The 16,458-nt window shown below is 57.9% G+C and carries 13 protein-coding genes and 4 pseudogenes; 7 read left to right on the plus strand and 10 right to left on the minus strand.

The features are described from left to right. Nucleotides 1–16: 16 nt before the first annotated feature. Nucleotides 17–142, minus strand: a pseudogene (locus CPY51_RS33090) (non-homologous end joining protein Ku); the annotation flags it as partial. Nucleotides 143–347: 205 nt separating this feature from the next. Here CPY51_RS33090 and CPY51_RS03750 point away from each other — a divergent pair. The 3 genes from CPY51_RS03750 to CPY51_RS03760 are packed head-to-tail and all read left to right on the plus strand — an operon-like array spanning nucleotide 348 to nucleotide 2,333. Continuing rightward, on the plus strand, nucleotides 348–932 hold the full coding sequence (locus CPY51_RS03750) for a nutrient deprivation-induced protein (protein WP_244598415.1): 585 nt from the start codon (nucleotides 348–350) through the stop codon (nucleotides 930–932). Continuing rightward, nucleotides 925–1,341, plus strand: coding sequence for a phage holin family protein (locus tag CPY51_RS03755; protein ID WP_111158722.1), 417 nt, complete (start codon nucleotides 925–927; stop codon nucleotides 1,339–1,341). Before CPY51_RS03750 ends, CPY51_RS03755 begins: the two co-directional genes overlap by 8 nt. After that, complete coding sequence (locus CPY51_RS03760) at nucleotides 1,341–2,333, plus strand: DUF3618 domain-containing protein (protein WP_111158723.1); 993 nt, start codon at nucleotides 1,341–1,343, stop codon at nucleotides 2,331–2,333. The genes CPY51_RS03755 and CPY51_RS03760 overlap by 1 nt, the downstream gene beginning before the upstream one ends. Nucleotides 2,334–2,563: 230 nt before the next feature. Here CPY51_RS03760 and CPY51_RS03765 read toward each other — a convergent pair whose 3' ends face one another. From CPY51_RS03765 to CPY51_RS03780, 4 genes and pseudogenes are all read right to left on the minus strand, one after another. Next, nucleotides 2,564–3,403, minus strand: coding sequence for an SDR family NAD(P)-dependent oxidoreductase (locus CPY51_RS03765; RefSeq protein WP_111158724.1), 840 nt, complete (start codon nucleotides 3,401–3,403; stop codon nucleotides 2,564–2,566). A 218-nt stretch (nucleotides 3,404–3,621) separates the two neighbouring features. After that, nucleotides 3,622–4,073, minus strand: a pseudogene (locus CPY51_RS33890) (GGDEF domain-containing protein); the annotation flags it as partial. 350 nt (nucleotides 4,074–4,423) lie between these two features. Then, entirely contained in the window at nucleotides 4,424–5,131 is a 708-nt protein-coding gene (locus tag CPY51_RS03775) for a CHAP domain-containing protein (RefSeq protein WP_195909410.1), read from the minus strand. Nucleotides 5,132–5,283: 152 nt separating this feature from the next. Next, nucleotides 5,284–5,790: a YciE/YciF ferroxidase family protein gene (locus CPY51_RS03780; protein ID WP_111158726.1), complete on the minus strand. Its 507-nt coding sequence runs from the start codon at nucleotides 5,788–5,790 to the stop codon at nucleotides 5,284–5,286. A 537-nt stretch (nucleotides 5,791–6,327) separates the two neighbouring features. On the opposite strand from CPY51_RS03780, the gene ligD reads away from it, so the two are divergent. The 3 genes from ligD to CPY51_RS03795 are packed head-to-tail and all read left to right on the plus strand — an operon-like array spanning nucleotide 6,328 to nucleotide 10,468. Further along, complete coding sequence (ligD, locus tag CPY51_RS03785) at nucleotides 6,328–9,003, plus strand: DNA ligase D (RefSeq protein WP_111158727.1); 2,676 nt, start codon at nucleotides 6,328–6,330, stop codon at nucleotides 9,001–9,003. 57 nt (nucleotides 9,004–9,060) lie between these two features. Continuing rightward, entirely contained in the window at nucleotides 9,061–9,972 is a 912-nt protein-coding gene (locus CPY51_RS03790; RefSeq protein WP_111158728.1) for a hypothetical protein, read from the plus strand. Continuing rightward, complete coding sequence (locus CPY51_RS03795) at nucleotides 9,896–10,468, plus strand: DUF4334 domain-containing protein (RefSeq protein ID WP_111158729.1); 573 nt, start codon at nucleotides 9,896–9,898, stop codon at nucleotides 10,466–10,468. Before CPY51_RS03790 ends, CPY51_RS03795 begins: the two co-directional genes overlap by 77 nt. 143 nt (nucleotides 10,469–10,611) lie before the next feature. Here the strand turns inward: CPY51_RS03795 and CPY51_RS03800 are convergent. Then, a pseudogene (locus CPY51_RS03800) lies at nucleotides 10,612–11,324 on the minus strand (ATP dependent DNA ligase); the annotation flags it as partial. After that, a pseudogene (locus tag CPY51_RS33100) lies at nucleotides 11,311–11,470 on the minus strand (non-homologous end joining protein Ku); the annotation flags it as partial. The pseudogenes CPY51_RS03800 and CPY51_RS33100, both read right to left, overlap by 14 nt. Before the next feature lie 273 nt (nucleotides 11,471–11,743). Between CPY51_RS33100 and CPY51_RS03810 the strand changes: the two are divergent. Further along, nucleotides 11,744–12,043, plus strand: coding sequence for a hypothetical protein (locus tag CPY51_RS03810; protein WP_111158730.1), 300 nt, complete (start codon nucleotides 11,744–11,746; stop codon nucleotides 12,041–12,043). A gap of 43 nt (nucleotides 12,044–12,086) precedes the next feature. Here CPY51_RS03810 and CPY51_RS33700 read toward each other — a convergent pair whose 3' ends face one another. From CPY51_RS33700 to CPY51_RS03830, 3 genes are all read right to left on the minus strand, one after another. Further along, nucleotides 12,087–12,218, minus strand: coding sequence for a hypothetical protein (locus tag CPY51_RS33700; RefSeq protein WP_275540448.1), 132 nt, complete (start codon nucleotides 12,216–12,218; stop codon nucleotides 12,087–12,089). Nucleotides 12,219–12,357: 139 nt separating this feature from the next. Then, a complete protein-coding gene (locus CPY51_RS33975; RefSeq protein ID WP_111158731.1) occupies nucleotides 12,358–12,630 on the minus strand; it encodes a DUF982 domain-containing protein in 273 nt (90 codons plus the stop codon). A gap of 2,229 nt (nucleotides 12,631–14,859) precedes the next feature. Further along, nucleotides 14,860–16,341, minus strand: a complete 1,482-nt coding sequence (locus CPY51_RS03830) for a phospholipase D-like domain-containing protein (RefSeq protein ID WP_111158732.1) — start codon at nucleotides 16,339–16,341, stop codon at nucleotides 14,860–14,862. Nucleotides 16,342–16,458: the final 117 nt, after the last annotated feature.

Here is a 16,458-nt window from a genome sequence, read left to right on the forward strand (position 1 = left end):
CGTCCGGCTCTGTAGCTTCATCCTCTTCATTAACCTCCTTTCCGGTGACAACGTCGACGAAGCGGCTAACGACACGGTTTTTGGTGTCCTCGTTTAGGGTGTGGAACCGGAATTTCTCATTCTCCGAAGGCGTCATCGCCACCGGACAGTGACCAGCGACAGCTCAGGCAACATCCCGGAATGGTAGCGGCGCCATATCGAAACTCCTTGAGAGGATCGGGAACGGTGTAACCGGGGCTCTATTAGTGTTCGGAGAGCAATCAACGCGCTTCAGATCCAAATATTAGGTCCGACTTAGGCCTCGGGGAACATTCGACGAAGCCCATGGTTGAGCCAACAGCGCGGCCATGGCTGCCGCATCAATTACTGGAGGAGATGAAATGTCAGAGGATATCAACCGGCCCGGAAGCCAGATCGAAACCACCACGCGTCAACAACCGCTGCCGACTGTCAATGACCTGAAGTCGAAAGTCAGCGACGATCTTGGCACCGCCAAACAGACGCTGAAAGACGGGGCGGAATCTGCAATGGATCAGGTGGGGGAGAGGGTTTCTGAGCAAAAGCACTTTGCCGCTCATCAAATCGCGGGGATTGCCACCGCACTTAAGAACGTTGGTACCGAACTTGAAAATGGCGATCAGGCAGATGTAGGCCGATTTGCAAAACAGATTGGCGAAAACGTCAAGACGCTTGCCGATAATCTTGAGGGTCGCGATCTTCGCGAGATTGCCAATATGGCTGAAGATTTTGGTCGCATGCAACCGCTCGCCTTCCTCGGGGTCGCAGCTCTTGCGGGGTTGGCCGCCAGCCGCTTCCTGACGGCGTCTTCAAAGCGCAGTCCTACATCGGGTGCCAGGCAAAAATCAGATGTCCAGGCCGGGTCTGCTCTGACTCGCCCGGCAATTGGGCTTGGGGGGCAATACAATGGTTGACGCGGAAAAAAGTAAACCGCTTACCGAACTGATTGGCGGTCTCGTCTCGGATGTATCAGGTCTGGTTCGCAAGGAAATTGATCTTGCCAAGACGGAAGCATCGGAGAAGGTGACGCAGGCGATGGGCGGCATGGAAGTCCTTGTGGCCGGCCTGGTTTTGATTATCGGCGCAGTCGGGGTCTTTCTGAGCGCTCTTGTCAGCGGGCTTGCGGCATTGCTCGTGAGGCAGGGATTCAGTCTCGCCGCCTCAAATACGATCGCGGCCCTGGTGGTTGCCTTTGTCATTGCCCTCATCGGTTACGCCCTGCTGTCAAAAGGCCTCTCAGCATTCCGTGGAAGCAATCTGAAACTGGATCGCACGGCCGCGTCGGTTCGTCGCGACGTTGACGTCGTAAAGGAGAGAATCTGATGGAACGTTCGATGGAAAAATCATCCGCTGAAATTCAACGGGAAATCGATGTGGACCGTCTTCGCATCGAAGACAGGATCGGTGCAATTCAGGAGCGCATGTCTCCGGGCCAGCTCGTCGACGAAGTTCTCGCCTATGCAAAAGGAACCGGGTCGGGAGAGTATGTGAGCAATCTTGGAAAAGCTCTCAAGGAAAACCCACTTCCAGTCGCGCTCATGGGCGTAAGCCTTGCATGGCTGATTGCAAAACAGGGTCAGTCGAAAACGCTCGCGTCGCAAAACAGCATTCAGGTTGCCACTGGGGAATTCCCACTCTATGCGGCCGTCGGCGGCGTCCGACGTATCGGATCGCCAGAGCAGTCCGATGGCAAGTTTTATAGTTACTTCACGGACGAAGCGGGGACACGCTTCAAGGCGGTCACCGACGAAGCCGGAAGGCGCGCCGGCAATTTCATCGACGAGGCGGGAAAGACTTATCGAGGCTTTACTGACGCGGCGGGCAAGCATATCAGTCAAATGACTGACGACGCGGGCGCGGCGATTGATGCTTCGACCGGCTGGCTGTCCGACACTTGGGAACAGGTCAAGGATGCCGTCGGGGAAGTGACGCAGAAAGCTACCGAGACGGCCGGCGCGTTATCGAACAGGACATCTTCTGCTGGCACCCAGCTTGCCGATGGCACAACACGGCTTAACGACGCGATCATCACCCATTTTCGTGACCAGCCCTTGGTTGGTGGCGCCCTAGCTTTCGCGATGGGAGCTGCCATCGGCGCAGCATTGCCGCATACAGAAAGGGAGGATCAAGTTCTTGGCAAAGCGGCCGACGATCTGAAAGATAGTGCTAAGGCACAAGCTAGCGACGCGATAGATCGTGGCAAAGAGGTTGCCTCCAATATCGGAGACCAGGTCCTGGCCGCAGCATCTGAGATACACGATTCTGCGAAAGATCGAATTGTCCAAGGCATCGATCAAATACAAGAAAATAGGTGAGCTGATCACCGGCGTCAGCTGCCGCATTGTCGCCCATTGGGCGGCAGCGTGAGGCATTTCGTGAGTAAGTCCAAGCGTCGAATTGCGTTTACCGTTGTCCGGACGGCCGGAAACAGGGCATCATTGCAGGTTAATTAACGTCTCTTGCCGAAGCGTTACGGTAGCAGGAGAGCGACATTTCTGATCAGTACAGTTCACTCAGCCGGGCACCATCATAGGTGCAATAGACTTCAGAGCTTGAGTTGCTCCAACGCGCTAAAGCGCAACGCCCTGCCGTCGGCGGCAACCACTGAATGCATTTCCTTCTCAAGGGCATCGCGGTCGTCGACGCCCCGCAGAAGACGGCCAGCGAGCACATCGAAACGGCCGTCAGCAATATCGGCGATAAGAAGAGCGGCTCGCGATGGATCAATATCGACGCCATCGTCAAAGAGCTGCTGGATACCGGGCAAATAGGTTTTGCCTGCCTCCGATGACAGCTGCATTTCGGTCATAGCGCTTCGAACAAGCCCAGGATCTACGGCAAAGGCGAGCACTCCATGTCCGATTGTCGTATCGTTGAGGCACTCTGTCAGACGCATGATCGCTGCTTTACTGGATGCATAACCTGAGCCATGCGGAAAGCTGTTTCCCGTTCCGCCTCCGACCAGGTTGACAATCCGCCCCCTGCCCCTCGCTATCATTGCCGGAGATGCTGCGCGGCAGGTGTGGAACGTTCCTTGCAAATTGATTTCGACATCCCGCCACCAGTCACGGGGATCGCAATCCCATATGGGACCGAACGCCCGGAATGAGCCATGGTTATTGACCAGCGTATCAACTGGGCCCAATTCGGCTGCGATGCGGATAAAAGCGCTTTCGACGGAGCTATAGTCTGTGACATCGACCGTAAGCGCGATCGCGCGTCCGCCCTCGCCTTCGATCAGCGAGACCGTTTCCTCGATCTCGACGGCCGTTCGCGCAAGCACGGCGACCTTAGCGCCATCGCGTGCTTGTTGACGGGCGATTTCGCGACCAATGCCTCTGCCGCCACCCGTGACGACTGCTACCGTGTTCAAGAGCTGAGCCATTTTGTGCTTCCTAATGCTGAAGGGCGTTGCTGCAGCAACACTTCTAATTTTGCCGTCGGGCGATCCAATCCTATGTAGACAACGGAGCGATCAGATCAATACAGTTGCCGGCGACCGCCCTTTTCCGTGGGGCCGCAAGGTTGAAGCTATGGTGTAGAAACAGCGCTTAGATGGATGACGTCTGATCGACAACTTGCCTCTTGCTATGTCACCTCACCGAGGTCAAGAGCCTGCTCGCCCGATACGATGGCAGCAAACTCGTCTCCACCTAATCTGAATGCGTTCCATCGGCATGCCGCCGATATCCGATCTGCAACCGCCTGAACCAACGCGCCACCCGCAGCGTGCCCAAAAGTGTCATTCACCAGTTTCAAGGTGTCGATATCAGCGAGCAGTACTTCCCAGGGGCGACCGGGTTGGAGCAGTTCCTGCCCCAGGACCCGATTGAAGCTGGCGCGATTTGGTAGCCGGTTAAAACATCACAGTATGCCAACCTCTGACGCTGCATCACCCGCTCCTCTCGATCGAGGGCGATCGAGCACGAATGGACGCATCCTTCAACAATCGCCTGCCCCACGGCGCTGGGACCGGTACACTCTCGATAATAGACGGCGAACGTACCAACGAGCCGTTCGCCACTTTTAATCGGGGTAGACCAGCACGCTGAAAGCGCGCTTCACTAAGCTCAGATTGAGGCACATGGTCACCTCACCGGTGGTGTTGCTCACCGGACCGCCGGTTTCCGAAAATCGAATTGATACAAGGATGAGTAACTCCTGCTGAGTTACAGGATGCTATCCCGACCGTCAGAGGAGAGGTAGCCGTGCACATCGCACATCATCAATGCATCGTTTGCAGCAATAAAAGTGTTCTGCTTCGGGGAGTTGATCTGTGCATCCGGCTGGAAGTCGAAGTATAGGGCGGGGCACGGGTCGTCATCGGTGGATGGGCGAAACGAACGGCAAGTTCCGCTTGCTATCGATCTTCCTCGCGCAATTCATACTCGTCGTCTCTCGACCTTCAGGATAGGCTGACATATGCGCTCAATCGCATGATGACTGGTGCGTAATCGCCGTTCGGCAAATGTCTTCTCAAAGAGCGATCAGCCGTTAGCATTACTGTTTCGGATATGATGCTCGCATGATCTTCGGCGGATTGGTTGCCCCCTACAACCTTGATATGCGTTTCATCAATCCGTTCTTTGAAGAAGGCGACATGACCCAAGCGCAGATTTTGACCGGTCGACGGGTTGAAGCAGGTAAATATCGCCAAATCCCCTTCCTCTGGACTGTTGGTTTTTCGGAAGGCCGGCTCCAGGAAGGACTGAGACGAAGCGCTTCCGCTTCCGTTTCTGCCACTACGGTGGATGCAAAAATTGGCAAACGCTGCGCACCAGGGGACGACATCGCCATTTGGCGTCAATATGTTCTCGAAGAACTTTGCGATGAGTGGATTTGGTGCTGCCGGTGGGGGCATTTGAGAGATCAGCGCTGGCTCCTTCGCATAGAAACGGTCAACGAATGTCTGCGCAATATCTATTGGACGAGGGCCAGTGGGAGTTTTTGCAATAATTTCATTGGCTCTTCGTGCCTGAACAACAGTCGCAACTAGTCTTTGCGAATGTTGTGGGTGTGGGCTGACGACCGGCGGGTATTCGAGTTGAGAGATTATCTCCCTATGGCGGCTCTTGGGAAAGGCTTTTCCACCTTTCAACAGTGCCGGTATCATGAGACACCCAGCAACAAAATTGCGTCGGAAAATCATTTGCCCCTCTCTCGCAAGTTATTGCTTTTGTGATGATTCCTCATGCACCTGTTGCCGAACTGTGATTCTACGAATGCCCCAGCCCACCATCGAGCCGGACATTGGGGTCAAGCGGTTCAAGCGAGCCGTTTCTCGACCGCACTTTTGACGTTCACCGAGGCCGTAGCCAGTTTGGTCAGTGCCTCATCGGTCGCCGACTCCTCCCGTAGAGTGGCATCGAGCAGCGCAACGGCGTCCGTAATGCCGAGCTGGGTCGCCCAAGTCTTGAGTGTTGCGTAGCGGGTGATCTCATAATGCTCGACCGCCTGGGCAGAAGAGATAAGGCCCGCATCGAGAGCGGGTGAACCCTTGAATTCGTCCATGATCTCGTCGCCTTCGGCGATGATCCCTTGAATTGCCTCGCAGGTTTTGCCACGGACCGGTTTGTCGAGGATTTCGAAAACCCGCTGCAGCCGTTCGATATGCCCTTGCGTTTCTTCTTGGTGCTTTTCGAAAGCTGCTTTCAGCTCTGGTGCCTGCGCGGCCCGCGCCATTTTCGGCAATAGCCTCAAAACCTGGCGTTCGGCGAAATAGATGTCTTTCAGCGTGTCGAGAAATAGATCGTCAAGGGTCTTGTCTGCCATGGGAGCCTCCTTCTGGCTGTCGCAATGCCCTTCAACTTGATGCGTCACTAAATGTTCCAGGCAGCTCGACCGATGCGTTTTTGGATTCCCTACAGTCATGCCTTCCCAAACGAGCGCGTTAAGGTCGACGACGATGGCGCGACTGAGCTATAGTGCGTCGTCGCGCCCTCAGACGGACCGACGATGCATCGGGGTGGCGCCGGGCAAGGACAACTTTGCTATCGGCGTGCCTTTCTACCGCACCGCCAAAACACGCGCGTCAGCGCCAGAGGCTGCCGATTGATGCGTGGATCGGATGGGATCTCGCAGACAAAGCGGAGGGGTTGAACCGCCTAGGGCGTCGATCGGGAACAAAATATGCGTTGGGCGCTTCTCACGTCTGAGGTCGCGTGTCGTGCCAACCGGACGTGACAGTGATGACGAACGCAGGGATTTCTTGCGGCCAACGAAAACGGCAGTCGCGCGTCCCACCGTCCGGCCCGCGCCTCAGCTCCATCGTCATTCGACGCGGGAGGTGGATGTGTATTGGGGACTGCCATGGCCAGCGACAAATTATCAACCTACAAGCAGAAGCGTGATTTCCAGAAGACCCATGAGCCGAGCGGCCAGACGGAGCTGAAGGCGTCGAACCGCCGCCGCTTCGTCATCCAGAAACATGACGCGACGCGATTGCATTACGATCTTCGGCTTGAGCTTGATGGCGTGTTTAAATCTTGGGCGGTGACCAAGGGACCGTCGCTCGATCCGCACGACAAGCGTCTTGCCGTCGAGGTCGAGGATCATCCGCTCGACTACGGCGACTTCGAAGGTACGATCCCGAAAGGCCAGTATGGCGGCGGCACGGTGATGCTCTGGGACCGCGGTTACTGGGAGCCGGAAGGCAATAAAAGCCCTGAGCAGGCGCTGGCCAAGGGTGATTTCAAGTTCACCCTGGAAGGTGAGCGGCTCCATGGCAGCTTCGTCCTCGTGCGGATGCGCAACGATCGCGACGGCGGCAAGCGCACCAACTGGCTGCTGATCAAGCATCACGATGATTTCTCCGTCGAGGAAAACGGCGCGGCAGTACTGGAAGAGAACGCAACCTCTGTCGCCTCCGGCCGGACGATGGAAGCGATCGCCGCCGGCAAGGGGAAAAAGCCGAAGCCGTTCATGATCGAAAGCGGCGACATGCAGGCGGATGCGGTCTGGGACAGCAACCACGGCCTTGCCGCCGATGAACGCAAAGCCGAAACCAAAACCAAGAAGAAGCCGGCCCAGACAAAGGCAGCCAAGTCCGCGATGCCCGACTTCATCGCGCCGCAGCTCTGCGAAACACGCGAGCGTCCACCCTCGGCAGACGGCTGGATCCACGAAATCAAGTTCGACGGCTACCGCATCCAGATGCGCATCGAAAACAGCGAGGTGACGCTCAAGACCCGCAAGGGTCTCGACTGGACAGGCAAATATCCGGCCATCGCGGCGTCGGCCGCAAACCTGCCCGATGCCATCATCGACGGGGAGATCTGCGCGCTTGACGAACACGGCGCGCCGGATTTTGCCGCTCTGCAGGCGGCGCTGTCGGAAGGCAAGACCGATGCGCTGGTCTACTTTGCCTTCGACCTGTTGTTCGAGGGCGACGAGGACCTACGGCAACTGCCGCTGACAGACCGCAAGGTTCGTCTGCAGAAACTGCTTGACAACGCTGGCGAGGATCCACGACTGCGGTTCGTCGAGCATTTCGAGACCGGCGGCGATGCGGTCCTGAAGTCGGCTTGCCGGCTGTCGCTGGAAGGCATCGTTTCGAAACGAGTCGATGCGCCCTATCACTCCGGCCGCACCGAGACCTGGGCCAAGTCCAAATGCCGGGCCGGCCATGAGGTGGTGATCGGCGCTTACGCCAAGACCAACGGCAAGTTCCGCTCGCTGCTTGTCGGCGTCAACCGTGGTCCCCACTTCGTCTATGTCGGTCGGGTCGGGACCGGCTACGGCGCGAAGGTCGTCGATATGATTTTACCGAAGCTTCGCGAACTCGAGGCGACCAAATCCCCCTTTACCGGCATCGGTGCGCCAAAGAAAGGTCCAGAAATCGTCTGGCTCAAGCCCCAGCTCGTCGCCGAGATCCAGTTCGCCGGCTGGACCGCCGATGGTCTCGTGCGGCAGGCGGCGTTTAAAGGCTTGCGCGAGGATAAGCCCGCTGGAGAGGTGGTGGCCGAAAGGCCGGCTTCGCCGAGCACGGCCGCCGTGCCCGATCCAGAGGTAGAGGTAGAGGTAGAGGTCAAAACGCCGGCGGCAACGAAGACCTTCCGAATGGGTGGCAAAGCGAGTGTGATGGGCGTGTTGATCTCCAATCCGGAAAAGCCCCTGTGGCCGGATGCCGGAGACGACAAGCCGGTGACCAAGGTCGAGCTTGCGCAATATTACGAAGCCGTCGGACCTTGGCTCATCGACCATATCAAAGGCCGGCCGTGCTCGATCATCCGAACTCCGGATGGCATCGGCAGTGAGCAGTTCTTCCAGCGCCACGCCATGCCGGGAACATCGAACCTCCTCGAACTGGTGGCCGTCTTCGGCGACAAGAAACCCTATCTGCAGATCGATCGCGTCGAGGGCCTTGCCGCCATCGCGCAGATCGGCGGAGTGGAATTGCACCCCTGGAATTGCGAACCGAAGCTGCCTGAAGTCCCGGGTCGCCTCGTCTTCGACCTCGATCCAGGCCCCGACGTACCCTTCTCAACAGTGGTCGAGGCCGCCCGCGGGATGCGCGATCGCCTCGATGAACTTGGCCTCGTTAGCTTCTGCAAGACCACCGGCGGCAAGGGGCTGCATGTGGTCACGCCCCTGGCGGTTGCCAAGGGCAAGAAATTGGCCTGGCCTGAGGCGAAGGGTTTCGCGCACGACGTCTGCCTGCAGATGGCGCGCGAGAACCCGGAGCTCTACCTGATCAAGATGGCGAAGAACCAGCGCAATGGTCGCATCTTTTTGGACTACCTGCGCAACGATCGGATGGCGACTGCGGTCGCACCGCTGTCGCCGCGGGCCCGGCCCGGCGCCACGGTATCGATGCCGCTTACCTGGAGCCAGGTGAAGACGGATCTCGATCCGAAGCGTTTCACTATCCGCACCGTGCCGGCGTTACTTCAAAAGACGAGCGCCTGGCAGGACTATTGCGACGGTCAGCGCTCGCTCGAACAGGCGATCAAGCGCTTTGCCAAGTTGATGAAGCAGGCGGCCTGACTAATCGGCCGCCGCATGGCGAGTGAACTTGAATTCGCAACTCCGCGGTACAGCACGATGAAACAGGAACCGAACAGCGATGCTCCCTCACCGCCGCGCGATGGCGCGACGACAGAGCTGCCTCACGATCGCATCACAGTGCAGCGCTTTCGCCAAGCCTTTCCGCGCGCACGATGGAGCGATCGTCTCAATGCCTGGTTCGTGCCGGGGCGGACCGCTGAGAGGCGCATCGGTCGTTGGCTGGCGGAAATTGAAGCGGAGGGAGAGGCTTTCGCCGATGAGAAGGGCAAAGATGCCTTCGCGTTCGATCCGATCAAAAGCCGCTATTTGGAAGCAGGTCCGTCTTTCTTTCGAATCCGGACACCCTATTCCCGTACCATCGTCAACGAGATCAGGGAGATTCCCCTTGCGCGCTGGGATGCGGACCGGCGCCTGTGGATGGTGCCTTACCGCTCGTTCGACGAACTCCGCCGGCGGTGGCCGGCTATAGAGATGGCCGCCGAACGCAATGAGCCCGAGATGCGGAAGGCGCGGCGTGAAGCGATCAAGGGTACCGGGGAAGATGAAGCGTCTAAGGCGCGGACGAGGGAGCGCCGGCGGAAACGGTACCCCGTCCCTGCCAATGACGGCCCGCCGTTGCAGCGCTCCATCAGCACACATGCCGGGATCGTTTTCTTCACGCGCACGGACGGCGAACTGGCCGACACAGCGACCGTCGATACGTTCTATTTTCCCGCAAGACACCATGAGGAGTATGTCTGGGCGTCGTGGCGATCGGGCTCGCTGGAAGAATTGGTGACCACCTGGCCGGCGCGGACATCTCCGGGCCGACAAGAGCTTGAACGCGGCTGGTGGCTTTCGACGCTTGATGAATTGCGAACAGCGCGCCGAGATGCCAAATCGAGGAGGCGAGCGCGGCAGCGCAGGGAAAAGGAAGCGTCGTCTGAGCGAACAGCAGAAAACCCTTGAACAGTTTCAGTGCTTGCCGCCGATCGAGCCACGCGAGATGATCGGGCTGTGGCGGAGTCGAGGGATCCCGGCTGGCCACCCCTTCGACGGCGTGCTGGAAAATCTTGGCTGGTTCGGCAAGCGGTTTACAGCAGAGTTACGCGCGGACGCGCTCTTGTTTCGCTCCGGGCAACACGAGCTGATACCGATCGATCCCGCGCGGATACCGTTGGGTTTGGCGCTCCGCTTCCACAAGGTCGGAAGAACGCGCGCCGCGAGAAATCTGTTTTCGTACCTTCGGCGCGGACTGCGGGCAAAAGGCCCGGTTGCGTCGCTGAAGACGATGTCATTTCGGGGCGTGACGAGCGCCGCGATGGCGTATGACGAGCAGCCCATCGTCGATCACTTTCGTCGAATTGATGAGCGCAGGATCATGGGGATGATGGAAATAGAAGGTGACGAACGGATTTACTTCTTCGAACTTGAACGGGTCGATCCGCCATCAGCATCGGCATGAGCCGACCCTTGAATTCCCCGTTCGGACTATCATCTATCGGCTACCACCCGTCTTCGATGATCGCTTGCGCGGTAGCTTGTCTGCCCGAGCCATTGTCCGGGTGCGGCAGGGCGCTCCCCGCAAGGGTCGAGCGCCCTGCCCATTTAGTCGCCACGACGCTCGTCCATGTCGAAAACTGCGGCGTTGTCCTGGATTTCTCGGAGACCTTTGTAGGAGGCATGGCGTAAATTGCCATCGTCGGTCCAACCTCGAAACTCGACTTCGGCGATCGGCGTCGGTTGGGCAAAGACGTAGTTTTTGCCTTTTAGCGGAACGACTGGCGTCCTCATCTTCAACGTGTCGAGCGTCTTCTTCAGGTAAATCGCGTCCTTCTCCTTAAAGCCTGTGCCGACGGCGCCGACATAGACCCAGTCATGGCCGCGACGACCAGCAAGAAGAAGACTGCCGATCCCGCCGCGCGCCGAGGCAGACTGCTCATAGCCGACGATCATGAAACTCTCGCTCTGCACGCACCTAATCTTGAGCCAGTCTCCCGTCCGGCCGGAGCGGTACGGGCTATCACGGTGCTTGGCGATGATGCCTTCCAGTCCCAGCGAGCGGGTGTTTTCCAGGAGTTCGGCGCCGTCACCCTGGACCCTTCGGAGAGCTGGACTGCGCCGACCGCACTATCGAGCAGATCTTCAAGCAGGTGGCGCCGGACCGATAGTTCGGTCTTCGTCCGATCGTGGCCGTCGAAATACAAGAGGTCGAAGGCGAATAGGATCGATTCCGTCGAGACACGGTTGCCGCCGCGTCCGCCCAGCGAGCGTTGCATGGCTCCGAAGTCCGAGCGGCCCTGCGCATCAAGCACCACGGCGGGCTTCGATCCACCCTTGACCGATACCGGCGCTCCCACGCAAGGCCTGCAGCAGATCGCTCGGCTTCGATGCGACCGGCGTTCTTCTTTGGCAGCGAACGACCTTCGATTTTCGGCTTCACGAGTTCGACAACGGCGGCCTCATAGGTGTTGCTTGGCGCGGCGCGAATCGCGTTTGGAGGCTGCGATTGAAAAAATTCCCGGTGCCGTCATCTTCGCCGCCCGGAAAGATGACGTCTGCGCTGAAATGACTAGACGTTTGAAACTTCCAGCTTTATTTTTCGCAGCTCGCCGCCGCGCCTTTACCCTGCCCACGTCAAACGGCGGATCGCAACCGCTATCCGCCTAAAGCCGCAGGAACCCACAACTGCCGCCGCCCCGCCTCTTGACGGAATCGTGGCCTGCAACACGTTTGTCACATGCCTGATGAACCCAACTGCAAGCTCAAATACAAATGGCGCAAGACTTGGCCGGATCCGAGTGACTCGGCCAGTTGGCAGACCGACTATTGCGGCTGGGACGGCAAGATCATGGTCGGGCGCATCAGGTTCCAGCAAAACGGTCCGAAGAAGGACTTCTGGCAGTGGAGCGGTCACGGCGGGCCGAAAGCGTGGCCCCGACTGATGCCGCAACAAGGATACTGCACCAGCGCACGCGAGGCGGCCGCAAAGTGCGAAGAGTATTACGATAAGCTGAACGTTGATCCTCGGCTGCCATAGGCGTATCTTAGTTGTGGTGGCATCGCCCGGCGCAACCAGCCGATCAGGCGCTTGTGCTCCATCCGTTGTAGGGCGTCTGATCGCTCTCTGTGTAGCCCGCGCCTTCGTCTGCAGCCTTGAGAATCGCTTGCCGCACCTCATTCGGCGACTTCACCTCATTGAAAGCGTCAAGCACCGCTATCTCCGCCCGCCTCGAGCAGCCCCTCCGATGGACATTGATCCATGAGCATCTTACCGGCTCCCATGACCGTGTGCACGGTCTTATACCTGCGCGACAAGGATGCTGACGGGTTTGAAGGTTCGGCGATGGCCCATTAGCGCCTCCGCCTCTTCGGATTGAATTTCATATCCGTGCTTTTGCGGTTCGGGTCGATTGGCGTCACCAAGGCCAGGTTCTTTGGCATGTTGTCGGTGATAAAACGCCCCGATTCTTCGACCGCGAGAATGAAGTCGTGCCGAGCATCGTCCGCAGGTGGCTCGCCATCCATAGCTGCAGAGCAGATCGATATTGCATGTCGATGCGCCTCACCGCCCTTTTCAGGCCATCTGTTGAACAAGATATTCGCGGCTTCGCGGGTCGAGCCAATTACCCGAGCTTACCGAGTTCCATATAGATGGCTTGGGACCGAAGGCCATTCGTAAGCGATGCCATTACGCACGCCACTGAAACGCAAAACGGCGACCTAGCGGAACTGCGGCGATCCGTTCCGTGGGGGTTGGGTTTATTTGATGGTGCGTGGAACTAACCGTCCACACTGTTGTTGATCGAGGGATCAAGAAGCGTTGCCCTCGCACCAATAGCTTCTGATTGCTCCTTCCTTGCCCCGCTTGTCCAGTCACAACAGGCGGGGCTTTTTTGTAGTGGTGAGGACGCCGAACCAGCGCCCACATGCGCTGGGACCGGGGTGGAGTCAACGTTCTGATCAAACGCTCGACGCCCTCAGTTGTGTAAATGGATAACCTGAAATGGGGTTCCAGAGATCGGAACATTTGCACTCGGCACTTGTTTGGCCGATGCTCGCCCTCCTTGATCTCACCGACATCCTCTACATCAGAACGGCCACGCTGGCTGCGGATTGAACGCGTCCTTGACTGCGAAAAAACAAGCACATAATAAGAACATTCAGCCTCTCCAACAGCGCAGAAGGAGGAGTCATGCTCGCGAAAATCGAATATCTTCTGAGAATTTGACGGGTATCAGCGCCGACGTCATCTGCGAAGCGCTGACCAAATGGTGCACGGAAAGCCGAAGCGAGCCAGACCACGTCCTAATGTCGCGCGCGATCAAACTATAAAAATCGCGGCAATGAAACCCCGGAGCTTCTCATCGAAGCCCCAAGATCTGAGCTTGTGAATTAGACTTGACGAATAGCCGGATGGCTCCATCTACAACCGTGGTTCAACGCCCGCTGCAACCATATGGCCAGACGCAAGGTTACCGGTTGCGCCTTTTGAGCTTGCTCACCTCACTTATGTCGAGATGAGCCTCGAATGCAGCATCCAGCTTCGCATGCCAGGACTGATGGCGCCCGACACTATGCTGCGCCTGGCTGAATGGCGATCAGAACGATGACTAAACGTCCAGCCATCCGCGGTTTCGACAAAGCTCTTCACCAGCAGCGACACCCGCCTTGCGATCAGGGTATGGACCCGGAAGATAAATCGCCTTCCCGCGAAAAGTCACGGCAACGCCTTTCGAAGTTATGTCGAAAATGACTGTCATATCTGGCTCATATGCCATTTGCGTTCCCCCGACCGAGAACGTCACAGAGGTGGGTAGGTTCCGACGGGCAAAAGTACCGGCCCCTGTTGAGCCGCTTTAGTACGACAGCGATCTGCCGTATTCTATAAGCTGAGTAAAGGCCCGATTCTTGGAGGGCCGGAGACCGTAGCCCTGCAAAGCCTCGCAGCCGCCGGGCTACGGTTTCGATTTTGGCGGCAGTCGCTGCCATTTCCTTCAATATGGAATCGCCGCCGGAGACCGTCGGGTTAACCCATCGTGGGGATTGATCGACCCGACTGCGACGCTTAGATATTGTGGAGGTTTGCTTTGCCCAGCTGGGCCCTAAGCCAGACGCCGAGTTCCCCCAAACGACAACGGCGTCTGGTCTTTTTTGAGCGACGCGCTCGCTGGATTCAAAACTAACGATTCCAATACACTTATCGAGGTTTGGTCCCCCGTCTCTACCAAGGGGCCCAGACAATGGGTGTCCCGTTCGACCCATTGGTCCTGCGGCTCGAGGATCAGGTGATGATTGCTATTGCGAGAAGAGTGTCTTGGGCGCCCCCAGCGGCGCCCCCCTGCCGAAAGTCCCCGCCAGTCCGGGCCACGCCATTTCCAGCCAATGATGATGACGCGAGCCGCGTCGACATGCTTTGCCCACATCGAGCCAAGGTCTCTTGCGAAGCACATCTGCCTCGATCGCCACCGCAATGACTTGCCATGGCAGCACCCGGCATTGCTGGAGTTAAGTCCCCGTCGCCGATCCGCGCCACGGCCGTTTTTCGGTGGTTCCAGCGGTCGATCGCCGAAGCAATCGTTGCGGGGGGCGGCCTGAGCTTGCGACGTAGATGAGGAAGGTCCAAAACAAGGCGTCGGTGAGCCATTCATTGTCGCATAGCAGCTTCACCCATGCGGGTGCTGGCGGTCAACTGCTGCATGAAGCTTGCCACCAAACAGATCCTCAAAGGACACGACCGCATTTCGGCAAAGCCGAACGCCTCGGCCAATCCATCCGTTACCGCCCGCAGATCCGGATTTGGTGTCAGCAGTTTTCAGGGGGTCAATGTTCGGCGCTCGTTGAAAGCGTGTGCGACTATCCCTTGAGCAAGGGCATTTTGAGCCGCCCGCGAAATAGGCCACGCCTCGCTATCGGCTCGAACAGCGCCTCGGGACCTTCGGGATCTAAAATCTCGTTGTCGGCCATCCACTCGGCCAGGCCGGAGATTCCCGGTGTCTCGTAGGGAACCAAAGTTCTAGAAGTTCCTGCCTCGCCGCCTACTCGCGACTGCCTCAGCGTCTCAATGGCTCCAATCAAGGAGCCGGCCTGGTCTATTGAAGCGGCCACCGTGTCGGCGCTGACCCCAAGATGCTCCGCGAGCAGTTCATTTCTCAGATCAAGGAGTTTCCCGGCCAACACTTCGTCATCGGCCTCGAAAGCGACATCACATTCGTTGTCGAAACGCATCGAGCGGTTGTTGAAGTTGGACGAACCCACCCTCATAATCTTGTCGTCAACTATCATCAGCTTCGAGTGTACGTAAATCGCTGTGCCGTGTGCGGTAATGGGGTGGTAGATGCGGAAACGACCCAGTCGATCGTGGGGACGGATCGCTTCTCGCAAACGAGCGCGGGCGGTATCCATCGCCACGGCTCCCAACCAGTTGTCGGCCGTTACTGGATTGATCAAAATGATTTCCGGCCCATCGATCTCTTCAAGTCGGCGAGCTATTGCCTGGGCAATCACCCGTGACGCAAAATACTGGCTTTCCGCATAGATCGATGTCCGTGCGGACATGATCATATCGACATAAAGCTTCTCGATCTCCGTAACGCCCTTGCTGTTTCCATAGGCGGGGCTGGTTCGAGAGATCGCCAGGCTGACGGATCCGAACACCATGGCACCGCCGAGTGGTGGGAATGATCCGTGCGGTTCGACTGCCTCCAGGGCCTCCCCGCCCGCAAGCTTCCAACGCAATCGACACAGATCGCCCAACGCAAGTGCCGCAGGGCCTTTGCATAGGCTCGTAGCATCATGCCAAGGTCCGTAAGGCGCGCCGTTTGGCCGTTTCCTGTTTGGATTGTCGTCAAGGTGGTTTCGGGTGTCCCAGCGATCCGTGGTGACATCAATCCCGCCGCAGAAAGCGACGCTGTCGTCAATGACGAGAATCTTTTGATGGTGGGAGCTGCCCAGGGGATGGTTGCTATCCAGCTTCACCTTGATCTGGGAATGCCATTTCCACCGTAGCAGATAAGCGGCGTTGGAGAATTTAGTCCAAGTCGCCAAGAAGCCGGGGTTCCAAAGCAGAAGGCGGATATCCAGCCCTGGATTCTGCTTTGCCAACCACTGAAGGAAATCGCCGACGCCCTTTGGCGCGTCATCCTCTACGTCCGGATGTCCAAGAGTAATGGATGCATCGAAATCCCAACCGACGAGGAAGATCGAACGCTTGGCCGCCTTCATTGCTGATCGTGCAGCGCCGTAGTAGTCGTCGGCATCGATTAAAATCGTGAACTCGTCAGCCCTCTCGATGCGCCAGCAGTTGTTCGACGATTTCAGCAATGAGTTTGATGGCATTCGATTCTCCGCACTTCCCATATCATCATACGAGGGAAGGGGGCGAGGCCTGCGCAGCCGATATTTTGTGCCCCGTGCTGTTTGCCGCCGCTACAGTTCACACGGACAGCGTCCGAT

Origin of the sequence: Arminella tubonensis (assembly GCF_003240585.1) — a bacterium.
GTDB lineage: Bacteria > Pseudomonadota > Alphaproteobacteria > Rhizobiales > Rhizobiaceae > Rhizobium > Rhizobium tubonense.

Coding starts and splice junctions, on each gene's coding strand:
- CPY51_RS03830 (WP_111158732.1), bottom strand. CDS start 16,341: ATGCCATCAAACTCATTGCTGAAATCGTCGAACAACTGCTGGCGCATC.
- CPY51_RS03790 (WP_111158728.1), top strand. CDS start 9,061: ATGAAACAGGAACCGAACAGCGATGCTCCCTCACCGCCGCGCGATGGC.
- CPY51_RS03750 (WP_244598415.1), top strand. CDS start 348: ATGGCTGCCGCATCAATTACTGGAGGAGATGAAATGTCAGAGGATATC.
- CPY51_RS03765 (WP_111158724.1), bottom strand. CDS start 3,403: ATGGCTCAGCTCTTGAACACGGTAGCAGTCGTCACGGGTGGCGGCAGA.
- CPY51_RS03760 (WP_111158723.1), top strand. CDS start 1,341: ATGGAACGTTCGATGGAAAAATCATCCGCTGAAATTCAACGGGAAATC.
- CPY51_RS03780 (WP_111158726.1), bottom strand. CDS start 5,790: ATGGCAGACAAGACCCTTGACGATCTATTTCTCGACACGCTGAAAGAC.
- CPY51_RS03775 (WP_195909410.1), bottom strand. CDS start 5,131: ATGATACCGGCACTGTTGAAAGGTGGAAAAGCCTTTCCCAAGAGCCGC.
- CPY51_RS03755 (WP_111158722.1), top strand. CDS start 925: ATGGTTGACGCGGAAAAAAGTAAACCGCTTACCGAACTGATTGGCGGT.
- CPY51_RS03810 (WP_111158730.1), top strand. CDS start 11,744: ATGCCTGATGAACCCAACTGCAAGCTCAAATACAAATGGCGCAAGACT.
- CPY51_RS03795 (WP_111158729.1), top strand. CDS start 9,896: ATGCCAAATCGAGGAGGCGAGCGCGGCAGCGCAGGGAAAAGGAAGCGT.
- ligD (WP_111158727.1), top strand. CDS start 6,328: ATGGCCAGCGACAAATTATCAACCTACAAGCAGAAGCGTGATTTCCAG.